Genomic DNA, 23475 nt, shown 5'->3' with positions numbered 1-23475 from the left:
ATTCAACCCAAACGTTTGGGTTTCGTCCAGTTCCACGTAGGTTGCACCACGCAGAACGGCCCGGATCTTTCCCGGAGTTCTGCTGTCCGTAACAGTCGCCCAAACGATTGGGTAAGGAGGAGGCACCGATGGGATCACCCGCCACCGAGCACGTCGTCCTGCTGGCGACGGGCGGCACGATCGCCTCCCGCACCGATGCCGGCGACGGCTCGACCGTGGCCGCGGATGCAGGAGGTACCGTTCTCGCTGCGGCGGGGACGAGCACCGTGGCCGTCGAGGTCGTGGACCTGATGCAGAAGGGCTCGTACCTGCTCACCTTCGACGACATGCTCGCCGTCTGCGGAGCCATCCGCACCGCCCTGGCAGTACCGGAGACGCTCGGCATCGTCGTCACGCATGGAACGGACACCATGGAGGAGACCGCCTACCTCGCGGACCTCCTCCACGACGATCCCCGTCCGGTCGTCTTCACGGGTGCACAGCGCGCGGCGGACAGCTCCGACCCGGACGGGCCGGGGAACCTCCGCGCAGCGATCACCCTCGCGGCCTCCGCCGAGGCCCGCGGCAGGGGCGCGCTGATCGTGTTCGACGGCGAGGTCCTCCCCCTCCCCGCGACGAGGAAGACCGAGACGACGGCGCTCCACGCCTTCAGCAATCCCGACCTGGGGCCCGTCGGGTCGGTCTCGCCCACCGGGGAGATCGACCTCGGACCCGCTCCGGAGCGACGGTCCCCCCTCGCAGCTCCCCCCACCGGGACGGGCATCCGCGTGGACATCATCGCCTGCTACCCGGGAGCCGACGCGACCCTCTTCGCCGCAGCATTGGCGGCAGGCGCCCGCGGGATCGTCCTCGAGGCCACAGGGCTGGGGAACGCCAATGCGGAACTCGGTGACGCCGTCCGCAGGGCGGTCCGGGACGGCGTCGTCGTCGTCACCAGCACCCGCGTCCACGCGGGACCGGTGCGCGGCGTGTACGGGGCCGGGGGCGGCAGGACCCTCGAGGACGCCGGGGCCGTCCCGTCCGGACTGCTCCGACCGTCCCAGGTCCGCACCCTCCTGCAGGCACTGCTCGCGCTCGGGCTGTCCGGCGAGCAGGTGGTCCGCGAGATCCGGCAGCGGGGCGATCCCTCCTGGCTCCACTCCCCCACTGACCACTCCCCGATTTCACCCCTCCCAGGAAAGGCCGACCCATGACGAAAGACATCCAGATCGCCTTCGGCGTTGACGTAGATGCAGTGGCAGGAATGCTCGGCTCCTACGGCGGTGAGGACTCACCCTGTGACATCTCCCGCGGGCTCTTCAGCGGGGAGGTCGGCGGGCCCCGCATCCTCCGGCTCTTCGAGAAGTACTCCCTCCCCTCCACCTGGTTCGTCCCGGGCCACTCGCTCGAGACCTTCCCCGACCTCACCCGGATGATCGTCGACGCCGGGCACGAGATCGGCGTCCACGGCTACTCCCACGAGAACCCGATCGCCATGACCCGCGAGCAGGAGACGGCGATCCTCGACCGGTCCATCGAGCTCATCGAGAAGGTCTCGGGCCGCCGCCCCACCGGGTACGTGGCCCCGTGGTGGGAGTTCTCCCCCATCACCAACGAGATCCTGCTCGAGCGCGGCATCAAGTACGACCACTCCCTCATGCACAACGACTTCGAGCCCTACTACGTGAGGGTCGGGGACAGCTGGACGAAGATCGACTACTCCAAGCCCGCCGAGGCGTGGATGAAGCCGCTCGTCCGGGGCTCCGAGACCGACCTCGTGGAGATCCCGGCGAACTGGTACCTCGACGATCTCCCTCCGATGATGTTCATCAAGGCGTCGCCCAACTCGCACGGGTTCGTCAACCCGCGGGACATCGAGCAGATGTGGCGGGACCAGTTCGACTGGGTCTACGCCGAGATGGACTCCGCCGTCTTCACCATGACGATCCACCCCGACGTCTCGGGACGGCCGCAGGTCCTCCTCATGCTCGAGCGCCTCATCCAGCACTTCAACTCCCACGAGGGCGTCACCTGGCACACCTTCGACCAGATCGCCGATTCGTTCCTGGCACGAAACCCCCGAAAGGAAGATCACTGATGTCCATCAAAGAGGCGGGCGTCGATCTCTCGACGCCGAACGGGAACGAGCAACGGCAGTTCCCCGCATTCTCGAAGAAGAAGACCAGCACGGCGACCGTCCTCGCCCTGTGCGCATGGACCGTGGCCGTCTTCGACTACGGTCTGTTCGGCACGCTCCTGCCGGCCATGCAGGAGGAATTCGGCTGGACCGCGCCGGAAGCGTACGCCATCAACACCTGGATCGCCGTCGGAACGGCGATCGTCTGCTTCGGCATCGGCCCCGTGATCGACCGTCTCGGCCGCAAGAAGGGGATGATGCTCACCGTCGGCGGCACCGCCGTCGTCTCGGGCATCACCGCCTTCATCCCTGCCGGCCTCGGCGCCGTCAGCAACTCGCTCCTCGTACTCGTCCGGTCCTTCGGCGGCCTGGGCTTCTCGGAGCAGGCCGTCAACGCGACCTACATGAACGAGGTGTACCAGGTCACCGAGGACGAGCGGAAGCGCAAGCGTCCCGGCTTCCACTACTCCTTCATCCAGGGCGGCTGGCCGCTGGGCTTCCTCCTCGCGAGTGCCCTCGCCCTGGTGTTCCTGCCGCTCCTCGGCTGGCGTGCCCTCTACCTCATGGCGACCATCCCCGCGATCATCATCGTGCTGCTCATCAGCAAGAAGCTGAAGGAGACGCCGCAGTTCGAGCTGCACAAGCGCCTCACGGAACTGGAGAAGGGCGGCAAGAGCGACGAGGCCCACGCACTCGCCGGCGCCTACGGCGTCGAGCACTCCTCCACCTCACCCCTCAAGCGCATCTGGGAAGGCGAGTTCCGCCGCAACACGATCGTCTTCTCGCTCGCCTGGATACTCAACTTCTTCGGCATCGCGATCTTCAGCGTCCTCGGCACCTCGGTGCTCGCGAACGCCAAGGGCGTGGAACTCTCGGACGCCTTCTGGATGCTGATCGTCATCAACCTGCTCGCGTACTTCGGCTACGTGTTCCACGGCTGGATCGGCGACAAGGTGGGCCGGAAGCGGACCATCATCGTGGGCTGGATCATCTCGGGCCTCTCCTTCGCCGTGATGCTCAGCCCGCTGGTGTCCAGCCCGTTCCTGATCATCCTCACCTACGGCACCGGCCTGTTCTTCCTGGTGGGCCCCTACGCCGCCATCCAGTACTTCATGGCCGAGTGCTACCCCGTGAGCTGCCGTGCCACGGGCCTCGCGTTCATCGGCGCCATGAGCCAGCCCGGGACGATCATCGGTGGCGCCCTGTTCACGCTCGTCGCCGCTGCGGCAGGCACCGGCGCCGCCGCCCTCTGGGTGGGCGCGGTCGGCACGCTGCTCTCCGGTGTCCTGATGATCGCCGCGCGTCCCGTCGCGGCCGTAGCCCTCGAGGAACCGCATGCAGCAGTCTGAGGTAGCCATCGTCACGGGTGCCGCGAGCGGTATCGGCCGCGCACTGGCCGTCCACTACGCGGGCAGGAACATCCGTACCGTCATCGGCACCTTCCCCGGCGACCCGCACGACCCGGAGGAGACCCTCTCCGGCGTGCGGGCCGCCGGGGGCGACGCCGTCATCCACGAGGTCGACGTCCGCTCCACGGACTCCGTGGACGCCTTCGCCCAGCGCGCCCTGGACGAGTACGGACGGCTCGACTACGCCGTCGCCAACGCGGGCATCCTGCGCAACGCCCCGCTGAACGACCTGACGGACGATCTCTGGAACGCGATGCTCGACGTCGACCTGACCGGCGTGCTCCGGACACTCCGCTCGGCGTCCCGACGCATGACGGGACCCGGGGCGCTCGTCGCGGTGTCCTCGATCGCCGGGGGGATCTACGGCTGGGAGGAGCACGCCCACTACGCCGCGGCGAAATCGGGGGTGCTCGGGCTCATCCGTAGTGTCGCCTCGGAGCTCGGGCCGCGGGAGATCCGCGCCAATGCGGTGATCCCGGGCCTGATCGAGACGCCCCAGTCCCTCGACCCCGTGAACTCCCTCGGGCCCGAGGGACTCGAGCGGGCGGGCAAGGACATCCCGTGGGGCCGTGTCGGCAGGCCGGAGGAGGTCGCCGACGTGATCGGTTTCCTGACCTCCGACGCGTCCCGCTACGTCACCGGGCAGTCGCTCGTCGTCGACGGCGGCCTCACCATCAAGATGCGCGCATGACAGCCGGCCCGGGTGGTGCTCGCCCCCGCGCCGTCGTCGTGACCGGCGGTGCCAGCGGGATCGGAGCGGCGATCGCCGAGGCGTTCACCGCCCAGGGGGACACGGTGGTGGTGCTGGACCGTGCGCCCGGTCCGGGCATCATCGAGGTCGACGTCGCCCGGGAGGACAGCGTGCGGAGCGCGTTCGCGGCGGCCCGCGAGCGGGTCGGCACCGTCGACGTCCTGGTCAACAGTGCCGGGCTGCTGACAGAGTCCCCCCTCGAGGACATGTCGCTCGCGCAGTGGACGGAGACTATCTCCGTGGACCTCACCGGCGTGTTCCTCTGCTGCCGGGAGGTCATCGGCCCCATGCGGCACCAGCGGTGGGGCCGTATCATCACCATCTCGTCGCAGCTCGGGATCAAGGGCGGCACGGGCCTCGGCCACTACAGCGCGGCGAAGGCCGGCGTGATCGGCATGACCAAGGCGCTCGCCCTCGAGGTCTCGGCCGACAACGTGCTCGCCAACTGCATCGCCCCGGGACCCATCGAGACGCCGCTCGTCGACGGGATCTCCGAGGACTGGAAGGCCGCGAAGCGGAAGGAGCTGCCGCTGCGGAGGTTCGGCCTGCCGGCCGAGGTCGCGCCGACGGCCCTGCTGCTGGCGAGCGATCCCGGCGGCAACCTCTTCGTCGGCCAGACCCTCGGACCCAACTCGGGCGACGTGATGCCGTGACCAGCTGTCCCCCGGGCGCCTGATGTGCGGCGCGTGCGGCCGCGCCGTCGTCGCGGATCCGGTGCTGGGGCCGGTCCGGACGACGCGCGACCAGCTGCTCGTGGCGCAGATGGTCAACGCGATCATGTCCCGCCTGCCGGGTGGACCGGTGGTGCGGGTCGCCGGATCGGGCTGGACGGTGGCGGGCCCGACGGGAAGCACCACGGCCTGCGACACCGTCGAGCAGCTCTGGACCGCGCTGACCTCCTTCCACGTGACGACGCCGGACGGCGCGGCCCGGCTGGCCGAGCACCTGGGCGGCGCCCTGCCGGCGTCGTCCGCGCTCGCCGACCGGGTGCTGCGCACGGGGGTCACTGTTCTCCTCCATCCGGGGGACGATGCCCCGGCAATCTGATCCTCGGCGGCGTCCCGGTTCCGCTGCTCGGTCCTGTGCGGGACCCGCCGTCGGGTGCCGGGACACTGCGCATGGACCTCCCGGCGCATCCTGTTCACCGACAACCCGGCAGTCTTCGCGCAGCATTGACCAAGGACGCCCGGAAGAGTCGAGACGGCCGTGGATCGGGGAGCACGATGGAGGCACACGGTCGTCGAGGGGAAGCGCAGGGCATGGGGGGTCAGGATCGCGACCGGCAGCTCGAGCAGGGCGACCCGGCAGGTGGGCGGCGTGCGGCGTCGTCGGGACCGACACCCCCGCCTGCTGGATCATCTGCGGCTCCGGAACGGTCCCTGGCATTGACAGTGCGACGTCGTCGGGTCGGGTTGCGCGTCGCCACCGCTCTTGTCCTCGTGCTCGTCGCCGTCCTGTATGCGACGCCGTCGCTGCACAGCCGCTTCAGGGAGCGTGTCGCCCTGCAGCGCCTGCCCCTCCCCGGTCCGCTCCTGCCCGGACCCGACGTGCCGCCGTCCGGTGTCGGGGCTAGCGCTGTGCCGCTCGGCACTCCCCCGCCCGCTCCGGCGTCGACGGCGTACCGGCTCTTCGAATCGCCGGTCGACGATCAGGAGTGGGTTGCCTACGATCCCTGCCGTCCCCTCCACTACGTGGTGCGGCCGGACAACGCGCCCTCCGGGTCGGAGGGCCTGGTGCAGGCGGCGGTCGCCGAGGTGTCGGCCGCGACAGGACTGCAGTTCATCGACGACGGCGCGACGACCGAGGCCCCCAGCGAGGACCGGGACCTGTACCAGCCGGAGCTGTACGGCGAGAGCTGGGTGCCGGTGCTCATCACCTGGACGGGACCCGAGGAGATCCCCGGACTCGCAGGAGACATCGCCGGGCTCGGTGGCAGCGACTACGCCCGGGCGCCGCGCCAGCCCCTCGTATTCGAAGGCGGGCAGGTGCAGCTCGATGCGGCCGACGCCGTCGATACCCTGCGTTTCCCGGACGGCCGTGCCTACGTGCAGGCGACCATCATGCACGAACTCGCGCACGTGGTCGGACTCGACCACGTGGACGACCCGGACGAGCTGATGAACACCAGGAACCTCGGCCTGACCGCTTTCGGTGAAGGCGACCGCGCCGGGTTGGCACTCCTCGGGACGGGACCCTGCGCACCCGGGCTCTGACCTCGTGTTCCGGAGGATCAGGAGGTTGTCAAGGGCCGTCCGTCGTGCTTCCCTGCTCAAATTCCACAGTGGCCCCTCACCGCGTAGATTTATGCAATGAGCAATGACGCCCCTTCGACAGTCATCCGTCCGTTCGATCCGGACGGCGGCAGCGACCAACCTGCCGAAGCGCTCGAGGCGCTCATTGCGAGGGTCGAAGGCGAAGTCGCCGAGCTCCAGTTCACGCATTTCACCAATGACGACGCCGTCGCCCTGGGCCAGCTGCTCGTCCAGCTGGGAGTGGGACGCAACCTGCCGATCGCCATCAGCATCTGCAAACCGAACCACATCCTGTTCCGGGCAGCGCTCGAAGGCGCTACCCCCGACAACGACTACTGGCTCGACGCCAAGAGCCGTACCGCCCAGCGCTATTCCGTGCCGTCACTGCTCGTCGGGCTGAGGGCGCGGCGCAACAGCGGCCGGATCGAGGACAACCCGATGTTCGACACGGCGACGCATGCTGCCCACGGCGGCTCGTTCCCGTTCTACATCAGGGGCGTCGGCCCCGTGGCGACCGTGACGGTGTCCGGGTTGCCGCAACTCGACGACCACAAGCTCGTGGTCGAAGCGCTCCGGACGTTCCACGCAGCCGACGGCCTGTAGCCGCGGCACCTCCGACCGCGATAGCGGACTCGCCGACGGCTCCTGGATCGACCGTCACGCGAACAGCGATCCCGCCATCGCGGTCACGCTCACCGCCGCCAGGCAGGATTCCACGCCCGCCCGCGACAGGAACCGGATGCCATTGGGCGCATGATCCCGGTGCGCCCGGTGATGCGCCACGACCAGCACCACGGTGTAGGCGAGCAGGGCTGCCACGCCCGTGACCAGCAGGACGGGCAGCAGGCCGGTACTGCCGTGAGCGTGCCCGGCGGCACCGGCCGTGGCGCCGGGAACTGCGTCGCCGCCGTGCCCTCCGGCGATCGTCAGGGCAGCCATCGCGATCATGGACAGCGAACGATGCATGCCGAAACCGCAGGGCACCGGCCCGGACCCGCGGCGCGGACCGGCCAGCAGCAGGGGCCCGGCCAGCAGCATCAGCACACCCCAGACGACTCCTGGCAGCAGGGACACGGCGTCGAACGCCATGTCCGCCATGGCGACGAGCATGACGGCCATCCCGACGACGGCGCTTCCGGGAGCGGGACTCGCACCAGGTGCCGCCCGGCCGTCCGGCGCTGCCCCGGGCCCCGCGTGCCGACGCCGCCCCCGGGGCACCAGTCCCCCCGCGCAGACGGTGAATCCTGCTGCTGCTGACACCAGCATGATCGCGCTGAGCGAGGTGTTCATCGGACTGCTCCCGGGGACGGCGTGGTGGGGCGGACAGGGCCGGGGATGGCCGGGTCAGTGGCAGGACCCGGCGGCGCCGCCGTCCCCCGTGCCCATGGCGCAGTGGCCGCTGGTGCCGGCCGGTACGTCGAGCACCGGATTGCCGCCGAAGAAGCCGTGCGGCTTGAGGGTGAACTTGGCGTAGTCCACGGGCATGACGGGCCAGTCCTCCGGGCGCGGGAAGTGGGTGAGCCCGAACGTGTGCCACAGCACGACGTCGGTGTTCTCCAGGTTCCGGTCAGCGGCCATGTACCGGGGAAGGCCGTCCCCGCCCGGGTTCTGGTTGACGAGGTCTCCCGCCGGGTAGCGCTCCTCCTGGTCGTAGGCCGAGACCCACAGGTGCTTGGTGGTGTAGGCGGCGCGGGACGTGATGCCTGCGGCCGGGTCGGCGAGGAGCGTGGGCGTCTGCTCCGGGTAGAGCACGTACCCCGTGGGCTTCCCCAGCCGGTTCTTCGTCCCGGGATTGGTGATGTGCCAGGTCCTGCCCACGCTCGCGTCGGCGATCCGGCCGCCGTCGGCCTCGGATGTGATCGGCGTGCTCCTGGTGGTGAAGGCGTTGCCGTAAGGGTTGCCGGGCCCCATCGGGAGGCGCTGCGCGTCCACCTCCACCACGGTGTTGTCGACGCCGTCGACCGTCATGTCCAGGCGCGCGGAGAACAGGTGCTGGTGGTACGGCGCACCGACCCCGGGGGCGACCTCGGAGGCGAACGGGTAGTCGCCGCCGGGGTAGGCGGACGGGAACAGGATGCCGGTCAGCTTGGCCTCGCACTCGATGGTGCCGTCGAGGTAGAGGTACCAGTAGAAGCCGTAGTCGTAGTTGCCCACCGTGGTGAAGAAGCTGATGACCAGCCGGCGCTGGCGGCGGACGTCGGAGGAGCCGGTGAAGAGGTCGTTGTGCTTCCAGAGGGTGCCGTAGTCCTCCTCGTGCATGCAGATCGCGTTCTTGATGGTCCTGGGGGCGCCTGATTCGTCGGCGATCGTCGCGTCGAAGTAGTGGATCTCGCCGAGGCAGTCGCAGCCCAGCTGCAGCTCGTTCGCGAAGCGGCCGAAGAGGTACTCGCCGGTGTCGAAGTAGTTCTGCCAGTAGCGCGTGGGCGAGGGATCGGCGTAGGGCACCACCATCTCCGCGATCGACCCCCGGTACATCACGGGGCGGTCCACGCCCTGGTCCTGGAAGCTCAGCTGGCGGAGGATGAGCCCTTCGCGGGCGTCGAAGCTCACGCCGAGCTTCCAGTTGGCCCACTCGATCCTCGAGCCGTCCACGCTGAAGGACGGGCCCTCGGGCTGCGTGATCTCGATCGGCTTCAGGGTGCTGAGCTCGGGGCCGCGGTAGTCCGCCAGATGGAAGTTGCCGACCTCGGGCGGCAGGTCGAACGTCCTGTAGTCGACGACGTCGAGCACGGTCCGGCCGATCGGGTCCACATAGGCGCAGAGGCCGTCGATGGGACGGGCCCAGATGTTGTCCTCGACGTTCTCCCGGTAGAAGCCGAAGCAGCGGATGATCCGGTGCCCGCTCTCCCCTTCGTTCTCGTAGTAGCCGGGTGAGAGCGGAGCCGAGATGACCTTCAGGGGGTCGAGCCCGCGGGCTTCGATGGCGGCGCACCATGCCCTGTCGGCCTGCAGGACGGGATCGATGATCTCGAACTCGGCTTCGAGGATCGGCAGCTGGCCCGTCGATCCGTCCACGATCGCGTCCTGGAGGACGACGCCGGTCGTCAGGGACACGCGCAGGTCCCGTGCCTCGCCGCTGCCCAGGTTCAGCAGCATCACGCGGGCGACGCGCTCGGGCAGGGGCCCGGTTCCGGCCTCGTAGGCGAGCACCTCTGCCTTCGCGGGCTCGATGAGTCCCACGTACACGAAGCGGGTGTCCGCATCGGTGCCGCCCGCCGTGTGGACGAGGCCCTGGACCCTCGTGATCTCGGCGCCGTCGAGTCCGGCCAGGACGTCGATCCGTCCGAGGGCATCCGTCGCGACGGGGGCCGGTGCGGTGGTGTCGTCTACAACTGTCATGTCTTCGTCAGTTCCTTACGGTGGGATAGCGGGGGGGGTCAGTGGGGGTGCGGGCCGCGCCGCGGGCGCGGCGGGTGGGTCGCCGTCGTCCGGCCCTAGCCGGCGATGGCGTCCGGGATGCGTGCGTAGGCGGCGCCGTCCTGGCGTTCCAGATAGCGGCCTCGCAGCAGGCCGGCCACCATGGTGAGCGGGATGGTGGCCATCAGGGCCAGGCTCAGGCCCCAGCCGCCGCCCACGAGCATCGGGAAGTACGCGACGATCACGGCGCCTGCGGCGACGAGTCCGACCAGTGCCAGGACCGGCACGATCCGCGTCCGCCAGGGGCCGCCCGTGAGTTCGGAGTGGCGGCCGAAGTAGGCCACGACCGCCAGGCACGTCTGGGCCATGAGCACCACGATCGCGAGGGTGGCGATGCCCGAGAGCCAGGTGAAGACCTGCAGCACGGGGTCCATGCGCAGCAGGGCGAAGACCACGATCAGGACGCCGGCGGTGAGCGTCTGCGTGAGCGACGACTTGTGGGGCGAGAGGTGGCGGGGGTGCACGTCGGCCAGGAGCTGGGGCATGGTGCCGGCGGCGGCCATCGAGTGCTGATAGCGGGTGATGACGTTGTGGAAGGACAGCACGCAGGCGAACAGGCTCGTCAGGAGCAGTACGTTGATGGCGATGGCGCCCGCGTTCCCGAGGTAGTTGGCGGCGGTGATCACGATCATCGCTCCCGGATCCTCCGCCGCGGCCTGCACCACCTGGGACGGACCCCAGGCCATGACGAGTGCCCAGCCGGCGAAGGTGTAGAACAGGCCGATGAGGATGACGGCGGCATAGGTTGCCCGCGGGATGGTCTTCTCGGGGTCCTTGGCCTCGTCGCGGAAGATCGCGGTGGCCTCGAAGCCGATGAATCCGGCGATCGCCATCATGAGGCCCACCCCCGGTGCGCCCGAGAAGATGTTGACCGGGGTGAACGGCGCCGCGGACAGGCCTTCGGCGCCGCCGGCGGCCATGACGACCGCCGCGAGGACCAGAACGATCCCGATCTCGGCGATCAGCAGGACACCGAGCACCTTCGAGCTCAGCTCGATGTGCCGGTAGCCGAGGATGCCGACGAAAGCGATCATCGCGAGCGCGTAGAGCCACCACGGCAGCTCCGGCAGTCCGAGGTTGGTCAGTGCCAGGTTCAGGCTGAAGCCGAGATAGCCGTACACCGCGACCTGGATGGTCGTGTAGGTGAGCAGGGCGAGGAACGCCGCTCCCAGGCCCTGCTTCCTGCCCAGCCCGTAGCCCACATACGTGAAGAATGCGCCGGGCCTGGGGACCACCCGGCTCATGGCGCTCAGGCCCACGGAGAACAGGAGGAGGATGAGCCCCGCGACGGCGTACATGCTGGGATACCCCGGCCCGTTGCCCAGCAGGATTCCGAGCGGCGCGGCGCCGCCGATGACGGTCAGCGGCGATGCCGCCGCGACGACCATGAACACGATGGATCCGGCGCCCAGGGTGCCGGTGAGGCGCTGGGTGCCGACGGCGGAAGCGGACGCCGTGCCGGTGGGGGAAATAGCCATGCAGCGATGCTTCCAACGCCCCGTTTCGGCCCGATCATCGCCCGGTAAAAGCTGTCGTCGTTCCAAATGAGACTCCCGCGCCGCGCGTCCGAGGCGTCCGGGTGCCACCTGCGCCGTCATACACGCGTCGTGAAACATCGGGGCAACACGGCCCACCTACTGTTCGCGGGGGAAAGGCACTTCATGAACCCTCTGCAGGACGCCGTCGCCAGCCCGCCTCCGGTCACCGGGCTGGCGGACATCTCTCCGCTGCACGGCCTGGCCCGGCGCAGTCTCGGCCCCGTCGATGCCCTCGCGCAGTCGGTCGCCGCGATGGCCCCGGTCGCCGCGGCCGTGACCATGCCCGCCATGGTCACGGCCGCCGCCGGCCGCTCCGCAGTCCCGTCGATCCTCTGCGCGACGGTCCTGGTCCTGCTGATCGGCTACACGCTCGGCCAGTACGCGCGGCGCATGGGCGCAGCCGGCTCGCTGTACAGCTACGTGGCGCAGGCCCTGGGCAGCACGGGCAGGTGGCGGCCGTTGGTCGCCCTCGCGACGGGCTGCTCGCTGATCATCGGCTACGCCTGCATCGCGATGTTCGCCTTGATCGGCTGCGCACTGCACGTCTCGGACCTGCTCGCCTCGTCCGGTCGGCCGCAGCTCGCCGATCCGGTGATGGCGGGCGTCATCCTCGCGGTCGGCGGGACCTGCACCTGGTTGCTGCTCAGGGGTCTCCGCCTGTCCTCCCTCGCGATGCTCGTCGCCGAGGGAGCGGCCCTCCTGGTCCTCGTGGTGCCCATCGTGCTCGTGTTCCTCGCGATCCCCCGGGATGCCCTGCCCGACGTCGGCAGCCGGGCCACGGCGGCGGATCCGGGCCTGAGCGGCCTGGCGACGGGCGCGGTCCTGGCCCTGATGGCCTTCGTGGGCTTCGAGAGCGCCACCGTCCTAGGTGCCGAGACGCGCAGACCGCTGCGGACCATTCCCCGCGTGCTGCTCTGGAGTGCTGCCGGTGGGGGTGTGCTCTACGTCGTCGCCGCCCTCGCCCAGCTGGTCCTGCTGCAGTCCGCACTTCCGGCGGACGACGACGGGTCGCAGGTCTTCGGCCCCGCCATGCGGGCCGCGGGCCTCCCGTGGCTGGTCCCCCTGCTCGACGCCGGTGCCGCCCTGTCCTTCTTCGCGTGCACGCTCGCGTGCGCCACCGCACTGGCCCGGGTGCTGCTGACCATGGGCCGGGAGGATGTCCTGCCCGCCTGGCTCGGGTGTGCACACCCGCGGTTCCAGACGCCGGTCCACGCCGTGCTGGCCGCCATGCCCGTGGTGACGGTCGTACCGGCGGCGCTGATCCTGCTCGGCTTCGGAACGGGCGAGGCGATGAACAAGCTCCTCGGTACCGCCGCCACCGCCTACGTCACCGCGTACCTGCTGGCGTGCTGCACGGCACCGGTCTTCCTGCGGCGCATCGGCGAACTGACCCTCCGCACGGCGCTCGCCGCCGGGGTCGCCTCGGTGGCACTCGCGGGCGCCCTGGTCGCCTATCGGATCACCCTCGCAGGTGCAGGCCGGAGCGCGAGCGGCTGGATCTACTGCGTCCTGCTGGCCACCGCGCTGCTCTGGTTCCTGGTGCACCGCCGCCGCAGGCCGGCAGAACCCGTCCTCGGGCTCTACGACGTGCCCACCCAGGACGCCGTGCTCGGAGGTGGTCGGAACACTGCCGCGGGCGATGTCCCATGACAGCGGACCGGCCCGACGACGTCGACCTGCGGGCCCGCCAGCCCAAGGCGGTCCGCAGCGCACTCGCAGTGCTGGAGGAGGTGGCGCGCTGCGGTCCCGGGGTCACCGGACTGGAGGTGAGCCGCAATCTCGGGCTGCCGAAGGCGACCACCTACCGGCTCCTGAACCTGCTCGTCGAGGACGAGTACCTGGTGCGGCTGCCGGACCTCAGCGGCTTCGCGCTCGGCCGGAAGGTGGAACTCCTGGTGCGGCTCTCGGGAACCGGGGAGGGCCGTCCCGCAGCGCCGCGTGACCGAATATGACGGGCACCACTGGCGCCGCCGTCCTCCCGTGCGCTTAGCTTGTGCCATAACCATCCCGAGCGGCCGAGAGACCTGGATCGACGACGCCGCAGCAACCCTCCCCGTGTAGCAACGGGGAACGGTGCTACTGCCAGGACCGATGGAGAAGCTACAAGCTTTCGTTGGTCTGCCCCTCCCGTGCTCCGGCACGCCCGGGCGACTGCTGGCTGACCTGTATCACCCTCCATCGGGCGATGATTCAGGAGCCACGCGTGGAAACAGCAAGCCCCAGCACCTCCCGCCCACCCCGCACCCTCGCCCTGCTCGCCGTCGCGGCGGGGCTGGTGCTCACCACGAGCGGTTGCGGAGGATCAGCCGCCGCGAGCGAGGACGACACCTTCGTCTTCGCCACCGGCAAGGACATCTCCTGCCTTGACCCCCACGTCAACGGCGACATGCCGCAGGCGTCCATCGCGGCGAACTACCTCGACTCCCTCGTGTCCCAGGACAGCGAGGGCGCCATCCATCCCTGGCTCGCCACGGACTGGTCGGTGTCCGAGGACGGCCTCACCTACACCTTCACCGTGCGCGACGACGTCTGGTTCACCGACGGGACCAAGCTCACCGCGGAGGCGGTCAAGGCCAACCTCGACCACATGATCGACCCGGACACCCAGTCCGGCACGGCCGGCGGCTACCTCAAGCCCTATGTGGGCACCGAGGTGGTGGACGAGACCACCGCGGTCGTCACGCTCAACCGCCCGTACGCCGCGTTCCTCGAGGTGCTCGCCCAGCCGTTCCTCGGCATCGAATCACCCGAGGCCCTCAAGCGGCCGCAGGCCGAGAACTGCAACTCACCCGTGGGGACCGGGCCCTACAGGATCGTCGACTACGTGCCGCAGTCCAAGGTCAGCCTGGTACGTAACGAGGACTACAACTCCGCCCCGCCGTTCGCCCAGCACGAGGGGCCGGCACACATCGAGAAGATCGAGTGGCGGATCGTCCCCGAGGACTCCACCCGCTACGGCCTCCTGAGGGCGGGCCAGGTGGACGCCCTCGACCTCATGCCGTCGGTGCACTTCGACGAGGCCGAGGCCGACCCGAACGTCGAACTGATCCTGCAGGACCGGCCGGGCAACCCGACCAACCTGATCCTCAACACCACACGGGCACCCTTCGACGACGTGGACGTCCGCAAGGCCTTCCTGCGCAGCGCCTACGTGGACGCGGGTATCAACAGCGTGTACTTCGGTACCGTGACCCGGGCCGGTGGACCTCTGAGTTCCACCACGGGCTTCTACTCCCCCGACTTCGAGCACGTCTACGACCCGGACCCCGACGAGGCGGCGCGCCTGCTCGACGAGGCCGGCTGGACCGGGCGCGACGACGAGGGCTACCGCGTGAAGGACGGCCGGCGCCTGACGGTGCACTTCCCCTACACGCCGGGCGCGTGGCCCACCGCGCACCAGGCGCTCGTCACGCAGATCCAGGCGACGGCGAAGAAGGCCGGTTTCGAGGTGCTGATCGAGAACGGTGACGGCGCGACCGTCAGCGAGCTCGGCAACAACTTCGAGTACGACCTCCGCGCCGACTACTGGAACACGAACACCGCCGACGTGCTGCGGATCGTCTTCTCCTCGGAATACACCGAATCGGCGGGCTTCGTCCCGAACGGTTCGGGCTTCCGCAACCCGGAGCTGGACGGCATCCTCAACGACGCCCTGGCCACGGACGACCCCTCCGAGCGCGAGGACCTCTACTACCAGGCACAGCAGATCGTGAGTGACAGCGCCCTGCAGCTGCCGCTCTACAACCAGGCCAGCCAGGTGGCGCTGCGCAGCGACCGCTACGGGAACCTCACCCTCGAACCGAGCCTGTCCCTCCCCTACCTCTACGACGTCACGGCGGTGGATTCAGAATGAGCACCCAGTCCCTCGATTCCCTCAGCGCAGCACCCCGCACGACGGCGACGGCGGGTACCGCCGGCAAGGTCATCGCAAAACGTGCAGCCGGCAGCCTCTTCGTCCTCTGGGCGGCCGTGACCCTCACGTTCTTCGTCCTCCGCCTCACACCGGGTGATCCGATCACCGCGATCCTCGGCGGGGCGGGATCCTCGCCGTCGGCCGAGACGGTCGCGGCGGTGCGGGCCGAGTACGGGCTCGACCAGCCCGTCCTCGTCCAGTACCTCTCCTACCTCGGGAACCTGCTCACCGGCGACTTCGGGGTGTCCTACATCTTCAAGGTCCCGGTCCTGGAGATCATCGGCCCGCAGATCCTGCCCACGCTGCAGCTGGCCGGGCTCGCCCTCGTGTTCGCCTGGGTGATCGCGCTGGCGTTCACGCTCCTGACGGTGGGCCGCGGGCGCGTGCTCGACGGTGCCGGGCGTGCTGTCGAGGTGTTCTTCGCCTCCCTCCCCCAGTTCTGGGTGGGCATCATGCTCGCCGTGGTCTTCGCGGTCACCCTCGGCTGGTTCCCGGTCGCCGGCAACGACGGCGTCCGGTCGCTCGTCCTGCCTGCACTCTCCCTGGCGGTCCCGCTCGCAGGGTTCATCGCCCAGGTCACTCGGTCCTCCTTCGAGGACGCCCTCGCCCAGCCCTTCGTCCTGAGTGCACGTGCCCGCGGCCTGAGCGACACTGCCGTCCGCATCACCCACGCCCTGCGCCACGCGATCCTCCCCGGGCTCACGCTCTCCGCGTGGGCCGTCGGCTCGCTGGTGAGTTCAGCGGTCGTCGCCGAGATCATCTTCGCCCGACCAGGCCTCGGCCGGTCCCTCGTGGACGCCATCGTGAACCGCGACCTGCCCATCACCCTGGCCGTGGTGTTTCTCATCGCCGCGGTCTACATCCTCGTGAACCTCGTGGTGGACGTCCTCTACCGCGTGGTCGACCCCCGTACGAACCCGAAGGGATCCGCAGCATGAGCCTCACCCTCGACCCCACCGCGACGGCGGAGGGCGGCACCGCGGCTGCATCGCCGTCGGTACCTGCTCCTTCCCGTGCCGGACGCCTGGTCCGCAATACACCCATCGGTGTCTGGATCGCCGCTGCGCTCCTCGCCTTCCTGGTGCTCGCCGCCATCGCGCCGTCGGTCTTCCTGCGGCAGGATCCCTTCGCGATCGACCCCGCCAACGCCTTCCAGTCACCCGACGGCCTCCATCTGTTCGGCACGGACCAGAACGGCCGTGATGTCTTCTCCCGCGTGATCGCCGGCACGGGCCAGTCCCTGCTGCTCGGTCTCGCCGCCACCGCCATCGGACTGATCCTCGGCGGTGCCCTCGGCATCACCGCCGGTGTCTCCGGCAAGTGGCTGGACTCGGCGATCTGCCGCTTCGTGGAGATCCTGTTCGCCTTCCCGGGCCTGCTCCTCGCCCTGATCGTCATCGCGGTGTCCGGCACCGGCGTCGTCACCGCCGCCATCGCCGTCGGGGTCGGTTCGGCCCCTGGTTATGCAAGGATGCTCCGCACCCAGACCCTTCAGGTGGTCGCGGCTCCGTATGTGGAAACAGCCCTCGCGCTCGGCCGGTCGACGTCGCACATCCTCTGGCACACGATCGTCCCCAACGTGGCGCGACCCCTCTTCGTCCTCGTGACGCTCGGGATCGGCCAGGCCATCGTCTGGGCCTCGTCGCTGAGCTTCCTCGGTCTCGGCGCCCAGCCGCCCGCCGCCGAGTGGGGCGCCATGCTCGCCGACGGCCGCAACTACCTCCAGGTCGCCTGGTGGATCGCGGCCTTCCCCGGCATTTTCATCACCCTCGCCGCGCTGACCACCACCGTGGTGGGCCACCACCTGCAGCGCCGACTCGAAGCAGAGGTCTGACCATGACTGACACCACCGGAACCAAGCCCACGCAGCAGCCGCTGCTCGCCATCGACAACCTGAACGTCTCCTTCAGCACCCCGCGCGGCGTCGTCGACGTCGTCCGCGACGTCTCACTGGCCCTCGCTCCCGGCAAGGCGCTCGCCCTCGTGGGTGAATCGGGCTCCGGCAAGACCGTCACGGCCCGCACGCTCGTGGGGCTCAATGCCTCCAATGCACGGGTGTCCGCCGATCGCCTCGAGGTCCTCGGCCGCGACGCCACCCGTCTGTCGGAGCGGCATTGGCGTGGCCTGCGCGGCAAGGACATCGGCTACGTGCTGCAGGACGCGCTCGTGTCCCTCGACCCCCTGCGCACCGTGGGTCAGGAGATCGACGAGGCCCTCCGTGCCCACGGTGTCCGTGGCAAGGCGGAGCGCCAGGAGCGGGTGTACGCCGCCCTGCGCGACGCCGGGATCCCCGATCCCGAGGTCCGTGCGCGGCAGCGCTCCGGGGAACTGTCCGGCGGCCTCCGCCAGCGTGCGCTGATCGCCCAGGCGACGGTGCTCGATCCGCAGCTCGTGATCGCCGACGAGCCCACCACGGCGCTCGACGCGACAGTGCAGGCCCAGATCCTCGAGTTGCTGGCCGGGCTCAAGGAGCAGGGGCGCGGGCTCATCTTCATCTCGCACGACCTCGCCGTCGTCAGCCATCTCGCGGACGAGATCGCCGTTCTGCAGCACGGGCGCATCGTCGAATCCGGGCGGGCCGCCGAGGTGCTGGGCAACCCGCGCCACGAGTACACACGCCAGCTGATCGACGCCGTTCCCTCCGCGGCAGGCAAGGGCACCCGGCTCTCGGCCGTCCCGCGGGTCCGGGTGGCGTCCCGGGCCGCGCGGCTCTCGGCCTTCTCCGCGGACGCACCGGCGCTGGAGGCCCGCAATCTCGTGAAGACGTACGCCTCCCCGGACGGCACGCGCCGCACCGTGGTCGACGACGTCTCCTTCATCCTCGCGGCAGGGAAGACGCTCGGCATCGTCGGGGAATCGGGATCGGGGAAGTCGACGACGGCGCGCATCGCGCTCGGCCTCACCGAGCCCGACGCCGGGACGGTCACCCTCGGTGGGCTGCCGTGGGTAGGGCACGTCGGGGGCACCACCGGCGCCCTCACCGATCGCGGGGAGCGACGGGAGGGACTGGCATCCGGCGTCTCAGGCGTTTCCGGCGCCTCCGGCGTCTCCCCGCTCGCCGGCCGCCGTCGAGTACGAGGCGCCACCGCTGCGGCTGCCGTGACCGAGGATCTCCGCCGCCCGCACCGGCCCGACATCCAGCTCGTCAACCAGGACCCGCTCAGTTCCTTCGACCCCCGCTTCAGCGTCGGCCGGGTCGTCACGGATGCCCTGGACGCCGGATCCGTCGGTGCTCCGGGCGAGCGGCGGGACCGCGCGGCCGAACTCCTCGATCAGGTGGGCCTGCCGCTCGACCTCATCGAGCGGAGGCCGCTCACCCTCTCGGGCGGGCAACGCCAGCGCGTGGCGATCGCCCGAGCCCTCGCGCTCCAGCCACGGGTCCTGCTGCTCGACGAACCCGTCTCCGCCCTCGACGTCTCGATCCAGGCGCAGGTCCTCGACCTCCTCGCGGACCTGCAGGAGCAGCTCGGACTGAGCTACCTGTTCATCAGCCACGACCTCGGCGTCATCCACCACGTGAGTGACGACGTCCTGGTCCTCAAGGACGGCCGTGTGGTCGAGTCGGGCAGCGCCGAGGCGATCTTCGCCGCTCCCACCACGGACTACACGCGGGCACTGCTCGACGCCGTGCCGGACATGCCCGAGCGCCGGCCCGCCGCCGTCGCCACCGCCACCCCGACCACACAGAAGGAAGAAGGAGCCGACCGATGACCGCCGACACGATCACCGCACCCGTCAACTACGGGGCGCTCGCGAAACGCTTCCGCCCCCTGTTCGAGGACATCGCGGCCGGCGCCGCCCAGCGAGAGGACGAGCGGATCCTGCTGCACCGCCAGGTGCGCCAGGTGGCCGATGCAGGCTTCACCGCGCTGCGCGTGCCCGTCGAGCTCGGCGGTGGAGGCGTCAGTGCTCCGCAGTTCTTCCGGCTGCTGATCGAACTCGCCGCCGCGGAGTCCAACCTCGCGCAGGCCCTCCGGTCCCACATCGCCTTCGTCGAGGACCGGCTCTACGCGAACGACACCGTCTGGTTGCGTCGCGTCGCCGAGGGAGCGGTGCTGGGCAACGCCTGGACCGAGACCGGGCCCGTCCCCGTCGGCGGTGTCAGCACCACCATCACGCGCGACGGCGACGACTACCGCGTCGACGGCACCAAGTACTACACGACCGGGAGCCTCTACGCCGACTGGATCCAGACGGGTGCGCGGACGGACGACGGTGAGGACGTGATCGCCCTCGTGCGGCGGGATGCGCCGGGTGTCGAGGTCGTCGACGACTGGGACGGGTTCGGCCAGCGCCTGACCGCAAGCGGCACGTCCGTCTTCCGGAACGTCCTCGTGCCGGCCGGGGACGTCATCATCGAGACGGACCACCCGCCGTACGACACGGGTGTCTACCAGCTCATCCATGTCGCGACGCTTGCGGGAATCGCCCGCGCAGCTGTCCGGGACGTCGCTGCGGAGGTGCGCGGAAGGACCCGCACCTTCAGCCACGGGAACGGGACGAGACCCAGCGAGGACATCCAGGTGCAGCAGGTGGTGGGGGAAGTCTCGGCGCTCGCCTTCGCGTCCGAGGCTGCTGCACTCCGGGTGGCCGACCTGGTGCAGGAGGCCTACGAGGCACACCTCGACCTCCCGCGCGAGGACGCGGATTCCGCAGCGATAGCAGTGGAGTTCGCGTCCTCGCAGGCGCAGATCGTGGTGACGGAGCAGGTCCAGCGTGCTGCCTCGACGATCTTCAACGCGCTCGGCGCATCGTCGACCCGCAAGGGTCTCCAGCTGGACCGGCACTGGCGAAACGCCCGTACCGTCTCGTCGCACAACCCCGTGATCTACAAGTCGCGGATCGTCGGCGACTGGGAGATCAACGGGACCGTGCCGGAGTTCGTGTGGCGGGCGGGAAATGCTCCGGGGACGACGTCGACGGGGAGCTGAGTGGGCACGACGGCGGCGGCGGCTGAGTGGGCACGACGGCGGGCCGGCTGAGTAGGCATGACGGCCGGCCGGTTGGACGGCTGAAGGCGCACGACGGCGGCGTCGGCTGAAGGGACGCGACGGCGTCGGCTGAAGGGACGCGACGGCGTCGGCGGCTGAGTAGGCACGACGGCGGCGGAATGGCTGGGTAGGCACGATTGCGGCGTCGGCTGATCCGCTTGAAGCGGGCGGGCTTCCGGGGTCAGCCGACGTCCGGAGGCTCGGGACACCGCATCACTTCGATGGGGTAGGAGCTCTGCGTCCTATGTGGATAACGAGGGTCGACTGTTCCTCCACAATCGATCCCTCGCCTCGAGAATAGTACGCGTGTTCGATAAAATTGGGACATGGCCATCGCCCCGATCGAGCAGTTCACACGGACCCCGAGTCCTGCGGGTCCGGCCTGCGCCGCCCTCACGGACGTGGTTCGTGACGTGAGCCGACACGACTGCGTCCTGTCCGGGCAGGACGCGTTGCAGTTCATCATCGACGTCGAGCACGCGTCGCGGATCGTGGACCAGTTGCAGATCATTGCCGCCCGCCTGGCAGAGGAACACTACGCAGCAGCCGCGGAGCATGAATCCCACTCGTCATCATCGACGGCCACCAGCTCCACCACCGTCGCTCTATCCGGTACCGCATCGGCTGGTGCGGCGTCGTTCGGTACCGCTCCGTCCGACGCCGCATCGGCTGGCCTGTCCGGTGCAGCACTGTCCAGCGTCGCGTCAGCTGGCTTCGCCGATGCGACGTGCGTCGAGCCGACAAGCGGCGGCTTCCGCAATTGCGCGGACTTCCTGCGCGCAACGCTGGGCATCAGCCGGACCGAAGCCAGACGCCGGCTGGGGCTCGCAGAGATGCTGCTCCCCCGGATGTCCCCGACCGGAGCAGTACTGGCGCCCCGGCGGGAGGCACTGGGCGCCGCAACTGGTGCATGCCTGATCAGCGGCCGGGCCGCGACCATCATCTGTCAGGCGTTGCAGCGGGTGGAATCCTTCGCGACACCACAGCAGTTCGACTCGATGGAACACCACCTCACGCAGCAGGCCGCGGAGTCCGACGAGGACACCCTCCGGGTCGTCGCTCGCCGGTGGGAGGCCACGCTCGATCAGGACGGACAGGAACCCTCGGAGAAAGTACTGCACGCGCGGCAGGGCGTCTTCCTCAAGGGCCGACGCCACGGTCTACACGTCCTGGAGATCGGCGCCACCGACGAGCAGTACGAACACCTCGCCACCGTCATGAATTCGACGGCCAACCCCCGCACTTCTCGAGCCCACAGGACTGGCCCCGATGCCGCCCCCGATGCCGCCGCGGACGAGCACGGTGACCCGGGTGGCCTCGGTGCTGCAGGGATCGGCCGATCGCGGGCTGCAACGGCCGGCGCCGAACTCGGACCCGCATCAGGCATCGGTACCGGATCCGGAGCCGGTTCCTTGGGTGATCCGCCTGCACCGACAAGGGCCCAGTCGCTTCTCGACGGCCTCGTCACCGCCTGCAAGATCGCTCTCACCACGACAGGACTCCCAGCGACCGGCGGCCACCGACCCCAGGTCATGGTGACCATCGACTACAAAGACCTCGTCGCCGACATCCAACGCACCAACCATTGCGGTTGCGCCGGTCATGTCGGCGACACCCCCTGCGCCGGCCAGACCGACCTCACTCAGCATGCGGGTCATCCGGGTCACGCCGGTGTCGCTCAGCAGGCCGGCCGTCCGGATCACGCCGGTGTCGCTCAGCAGGCCGGCCGTCCGGGTCACGCCGGCCATGGAGTCTTCAGCGAGCAGGTCAGTGCCAGGACCATCCGGACACTGGCGTGCGATGCCGATCTCATCCCCCTCGTTCTGGGCAGCACCGGCCAGATCCTCGACATCGGACGGGCACAACGGCTCTTTCCACCCCACCTCCGCCGGGCCCTGGTCGCCCGGGACAAAGGCTGCGCCTTCCCGGACTGCTCCATCCCCGCCAGCTGGTGCGAAGCACACCACATGACCCCTTGGTCCCGCGGCGGCAGAACCAGCATCAGCAACGGCGTCCTGCTGTGCACCCGGCATCACCACGTCATTCACCAGGGCACCTGGACCGTCGAACCACGGCACGGTATCCCCTGGTTCCGTGCACCCGGGAACCCTGGCCGGGCAGGCGCTCTCCGACGGAACAGCTATTGGCAGGCCGGACGAATCGTCCATCAGGAACTACAGGACGAACCCGCCGGCCACACCTACCCGGACTAGGAACACCGGGCCCGGCAACGCTGTGCAGACGGCGCCATCATGCCGCGCCGTCTGCATCGAGACCGGAGGACTAGAGAGCAGCCTCGATAGCCTCGGCGATCGGCGTCTCACCGCTGTTGAACTGGATCGTCTTGTCCACCGTGCCGAGGTTGCCGAGGACGACTGCGGCAACATGCGCAACGTCCTCGCGAGCCACTGAGTCCTGCTGCGGCTTGTCCGAGACCTCGATCTTCCCCGTACCGGGATCAGTGGTGAGGGCACCGGGGCCGAGGATCGTCCAGGCGAGTTCGGAGTTCCGCAGGTGCTCGTCGGCAGCAGCCTTGGCCTCCGCGTAGTGGAAGAATCCGTTGTCCTCGGGCACACCGTGATCCTTGCTCGCGCCGAGGTAGGACACCATGACGTACCGTCCGACCGAGGCTTCCTGCGCGGCGTCCATCGAACGGATGGCTGCATCGCGGTCCACAGCGTACGTGGCCTCGGGGCTGCTGCCTCCAGCACCGGCAGACCACACGACGGCGTCGTGCCCGCGGAAGACGTCAGCCATCTGCGCGACCGACAGCTCGGACACGTCCGCCACCACAGCGGTGGCACCCAGCTGCTCGACGTCGGACGCATGGTCCTGGTTGCGGAAGATGGAACTGACCTGGTGGCCCTGGCTCGTGAGGATCTTCGTGAGGTGCAGCGCTACTTTTCCGTGCCCACCGATGATGGCTACGCGTGACATGGGAACTCCTTCGGGTCGTCGGATGTCTTGGTTCCGACGCTAGTCCCCGGTCGCGGGTGCTGACCACCCACGGGAAGGTGTTCAGCCCGCAGCGCATGCCTATTCCCGACTGCTGCATGACATATCCGGCAGCTGTGGACCCAGCGCCCGT

General features: G+C 69.5%; 20 protein-coding genes and 1 riboswitch. Of the genes, 16 read left to right on the top strand and 4 right to left on the bottom strand.

Going from position 1 to position 23475, the window contains the following annotated elements:
* Positions 1–128 precede the first annotated feature (128 nt).
* The 8 genes from QFZ50_RS01020 (at position 129) to QFZ50_RS00985 (ending at position 7131) form a co-directional block, all read left to right on the top strand.
* On the top strand, positions 129–1193 hold the full coding sequence (locus QFZ50_RS01020) for an asparaginase (protein WP_307081025.1): 1065 nt from the start codon (positions 129–131) through the stop codon (positions 1191–1193).
* Entirely contained in the window at positions 1190–2077 is an 888-nt protein-coding gene (locus QFZ50_RS01015; protein ID WP_307081023.1) for a polysaccharide deacetylase family protein, read from the top strand. Before QFZ50_RS01020 ends, QFZ50_RS01015 begins: the two co-directional genes overlap by 4 nt.
* Positions 2077–3465, top strand: a complete 1389-nt coding sequence (locus QFZ50_RS01010) for an MFS transporter (protein WP_307081022.1) — start codon at positions 2077–2079, stop codon at positions 3463–3465. Before QFZ50_RS01015 ends, QFZ50_RS01010 begins: the two co-directional genes overlap by 1 nt.
* Positions 3452–4216, top strand: coding sequence for an SDR family NAD(P)-dependent oxidoreductase (locus QFZ50_RS01005; protein WP_307081020.1), 765 nt, complete (start codon positions 3452–3454; stop codon positions 4214–4216). The genes QFZ50_RS01010 and QFZ50_RS01005 overlap by 14 nt, the downstream gene beginning before the upstream one ends.
* Positions 4213–4929: an SDR family NAD(P)-dependent oxidoreductase gene (locus tag QFZ50_RS01000; protein ID WP_307081018.1), complete on the top strand. Its 717-nt coding sequence runs from the start codon at positions 4213–4215 to the stop codon at positions 4927–4929. Before QFZ50_RS01005 ends, QFZ50_RS01000 begins: the two co-directional genes overlap by 4 nt.
* Before the next feature lie 22 nt (positions 4930–4951).
* On the top strand, positions 4952–5323 hold the full coding sequence (locus QFZ50_RS00995; protein ID WP_307081016.1) for a hypothetical protein: 372 nt from the start codon (positions 4952–4954) through the stop codon (positions 5321–5323).
* A 344-nt stretch (positions 5324–5667) separates the two neighbouring features.
* Positions 5668–6489, top strand: a complete 822-nt coding sequence (locus QFZ50_RS00990) for a peptidase (RefSeq protein ID WP_307086574.1) — start codon at positions 5668–5670, stop codon at positions 6487–6489.
* Positions 6490–6585: 96 nt separating this feature from the next.
* Complete coding sequence (locus QFZ50_RS00985) at positions 6586–7131, top strand: heme-degrading domain-containing protein (protein WP_307081014.1); 546 nt, start codon at positions 6586–6588, stop codon at positions 7129–7131.
* 54 nt (positions 7132–7185) lie between these two features.
* Here QFZ50_RS00985 and QFZ50_RS00980 read toward each other — a convergent pair whose 3' ends face one another.
* The 3 genes from QFZ50_RS00980 to QFZ50_RS00970 all read right to left on the bottom strand — a co-directional run bounded on the left by QFZ50_RS00980 (position 7186) and on the right by QFZ50_RS00970 (position 11423).
* A complete protein-coding gene (locus QFZ50_RS00980; RefSeq protein WP_307081012.1) occupies positions 7186–7818 on the bottom strand; it encodes a hypothetical protein in 633 nt (210 codons plus the stop codon).
* 54 nt (positions 7819–7872) lie between these two features.
* Positions 7873–9867, bottom strand: coding sequence for a primary-amine oxidase (locus tag QFZ50_RS00975; protein ID WP_307081010.1), 1995 nt, complete (start codon positions 9865–9867; stop codon positions 7873–7875).
* A 95-nt stretch (positions 9868–9962) separates the two neighbouring features.
* Positions 9963–11423 carry an APC family permease gene (locus QFZ50_RS00970; RefSeq protein WP_307081008.1) on the bottom strand — a complete coding sequence of 487 codons (1461 nt, stop codon included), beginning with the start codon at positions 11421–11423 and terminating at the stop codon, positions 9963–9965.
* A gap of 183 nt (positions 11424–11606) precedes the next feature.
* On the opposite strand from QFZ50_RS00970, the gene QFZ50_RS00965 reads away from it, so the two are divergent.
* The 8 genes from QFZ50_RS00965 to QFZ50_RS00930 all read left to right on the top strand — a co-directional run bounded on the left by QFZ50_RS00965 (position 11607) and on the right by QFZ50_RS00930 (position 22600).
* Positions 11607–13133 (top strand): APC family permease, encoded by a 1527-nt coding sequence (locus QFZ50_RS00965; RefSeq protein ID WP_307081006.1) that lies wholly within the window; start codon positions 11607–11609, stop codon positions 13131–13133.
* Positions 13130–13435: a helix-turn-helix domain-containing protein gene (locus QFZ50_RS00960; RefSeq protein ID WP_307081004.1), complete on the top strand. Its 306-nt coding sequence runs from the start codon at positions 13130–13132 to the stop codon at positions 13433–13435. The genes QFZ50_RS00965 and QFZ50_RS00960 overlap by 4 nt, the downstream gene beginning before the upstream one ends.
* A 47-nt stretch (positions 13436–13482) precedes the next feature.
* A riboswitch (SAM riboswitch) is annotated at positions 13483–13581 on the top strand.
* Positions 13582–13686: 105 nt separating this feature from the next.
* Positions 13687–15336, top strand: a complete 1650-nt coding sequence (locus QFZ50_RS00955) for an ABC transporter substrate-binding protein (protein ID WP_307081002.1) — start codon at positions 13687–13689, stop codon at positions 15334–15336.
* Entirely contained in the window at positions 15333–16334 is a 1002-nt protein-coding gene (locus QFZ50_RS00950; RefSeq protein ID WP_307081000.1) for an ABC transporter permease, read from the top strand. The genes QFZ50_RS00955 and QFZ50_RS00950 overlap by 4 nt, the downstream gene beginning before the upstream one ends.
* On the top strand, positions 16331–17230 hold the full coding sequence (locus tag QFZ50_RS00945; RefSeq protein WP_307080998.1) for an ABC transporter permease: 900 nt from the start codon (positions 16331–16333) through the stop codon (positions 17228–17230). The genes QFZ50_RS00950 and QFZ50_RS00945 overlap by 4 nt, the downstream gene beginning before the upstream one ends.
* Positions 17231–17232: 2 nt before the next feature.
* The gene (locus QFZ50_RS00940; protein ID WP_307080996.1) at positions 17233–19107 is read left to right on the top strand and encodes a dipeptide ABC transporter ATP-binding protein; all 1875 of its coding nucleotides are present in this window, start codon (positions 17233–17235) and stop codon (positions 19105–19107) included.
* Positions 19104–20327: an acyl-CoA dehydrogenase family protein gene (locus QFZ50_RS00935; protein ID WP_307080994.1), complete on the top strand. Its 1224-nt coding sequence runs from the start codon at positions 19104–19106 to the stop codon at positions 20325–20327. Before QFZ50_RS00940 ends, QFZ50_RS00935 begins: the two co-directional genes overlap by 4 nt.
* Positions 20328–20713: 386 nt before the next feature.
* Positions 20714–22600 (top strand): HNH endonuclease, encoded by a 1887-nt coding sequence (locus QFZ50_RS00930; protein ID WP_307080992.1) that lies wholly within the window; start codon positions 20714–20716, stop codon positions 22598–22600.
* A gap of 70 nt (positions 22601–22670) precedes the next feature.
* Here the strand turns inward: QFZ50_RS00930 and QFZ50_RS00925 are convergent, their stop codons facing one another.
* On the bottom strand, positions 22671–23324 hold the full coding sequence (locus QFZ50_RS00925) for an SDR family oxidoreductase (RefSeq protein ID WP_307080989.1): 654 nt from the start codon (positions 23322–23324) through the stop codon (positions 22671–22673).
* Positions 23325–23475: the final 151 nt, after the last annotated feature.

Source organism: Arthrobacter agilis (assembly GCF_030816075.1).
Classification (GTDB): domain Bacteria; phylum Actinomycetota; class Actinomycetes; order Actinomycetales; family Micrococcaceae; genus Arthrobacter_D; species Arthrobacter_D agilis_E.
The sequence above is the reverse complement of the archived record's forward strand: the minus strand, read 5'-3'. Positions and strand labels throughout refer to the sequence as shown.

Excerpts from the sequence above, each read along its gene's own strand:
- QFZ50_RS00950 (WP_307081000.1), top strand. The coding sequence starts at position 15,333 with ATGAGCACCCAGTCCCTCGATTCCCTCAGCGCAGCACCCCGCACGACG.
- QFZ50_RS00925 (WP_307080989.1), bottom strand. The coding sequence starts at position 23,324 with ATGTCACGCGTAGCCATCATCGGTGGGCACGGAAAAGTAGCGCTGCAC.
- QFZ50_RS01015 (WP_307081023.1), top strand. The coding sequence starts at position 1,190 with ATGACGAAAGACATCCAGATCGCCTTCGGCGTTGACGTAGATGCAGTG.
- QFZ50_RS00995 (WP_307081016.1), top strand. The coding sequence starts at position 4,952 with ATGTGCGGCGCGTGCGGCCGCGCCGTCGTCGCGGATCCGGTGCTGGGG.
- QFZ50_RS00970 (WP_307081008.1), bottom strand. The coding sequence starts at position 11,423 with ATGGCTATTTCCCCCACCGGCACGGCGTCCGCTTCCGCCGTCGGCACC.
- QFZ50_RS01020 (WP_307081025.1), top strand. The coding sequence starts at position 129 with ATGGGATCACCCGCCACCGAGCACGTCGTCCTGCTGGCGACGGGCGGC.
- QFZ50_RS00975 (WP_307081010.1), bottom strand. The coding sequence starts at position 9,867 with ATGACAGTTGTAGACGACACCACCGCACCGGCCCCCGTCGCGACGGAT.
- QFZ50_RS01010 (WP_307081022.1), top strand. The coding sequence starts at position 2,077 with ATGTCCATCAAAGAGGCGGGCGTCGATCTCTCGACGCCGAACGGGAAC.
- QFZ50_RS00945 (WP_307080998.1), top strand. The coding sequence starts at position 16,331 with ATGAGCCTCACCCTCGACCCCACCGCGACGGCGGAGGGCGGCACCGCG.
- QFZ50_RS00965 (WP_307081006.1), top strand. The coding sequence starts at position 11,607 with ATGAACCCTCTGCAGGACGCCGTCGCCAGCCCGCCTCCGGTCACCGGG.
- QFZ50_RS01005 (WP_307081020.1), top strand. The coding sequence starts at position 3,452 with ATGCAGCAGTCTGAGGTAGCCATCGTCACGGGTGCCGCGAGCGGTATC.
- QFZ50_RS00940 (WP_307080996.1), top strand. The coding sequence starts at position 17,233 with ATGACTGACACCACCGGAACCAAGCCCACGCAGCAGCCGCTGCTCGCC.
- QFZ50_RS00985 (WP_307081014.1), top strand. The coding sequence starts at position 6,586 with ATGAGCAATGACGCCCCTTCGACAGTCATCCGTCCGTTCGATCCGGAC.
- QFZ50_RS00930 (WP_307080992.1), top strand. The coding sequence starts at position 20,714 with ATGGCCATCGCCCCGATCGAGCAGTTCACACGGACCCCGAGTCCTGCG.
- QFZ50_RS01000 (WP_307081018.1), top strand. The coding sequence starts at position 4,213 with ATGACAGCCGGCCCGGGTGGTGCTCGCCCCCGCGCCGTCGTCGTGACC.
- QFZ50_RS00935 (WP_307080994.1), top strand. The coding sequence starts at position 19,104 with ATGACCGCCGACACGATCACCGCACCCGTCAACTACGGGGCGCTCGCG.
- QFZ50_RS00980 (WP_307081012.1), bottom strand. The coding sequence starts at position 7,818 with ATGAACACCTCGCTCAGCGCGATCATGCTGGTGTCAGCAGCAGCAGGA.
- QFZ50_RS00960 (WP_307081004.1), top strand. The coding sequence starts at position 13,130 with ATGACAGCGGACCGGCCCGACGACGTCGACCTGCGGGCCCGCCAGCCC.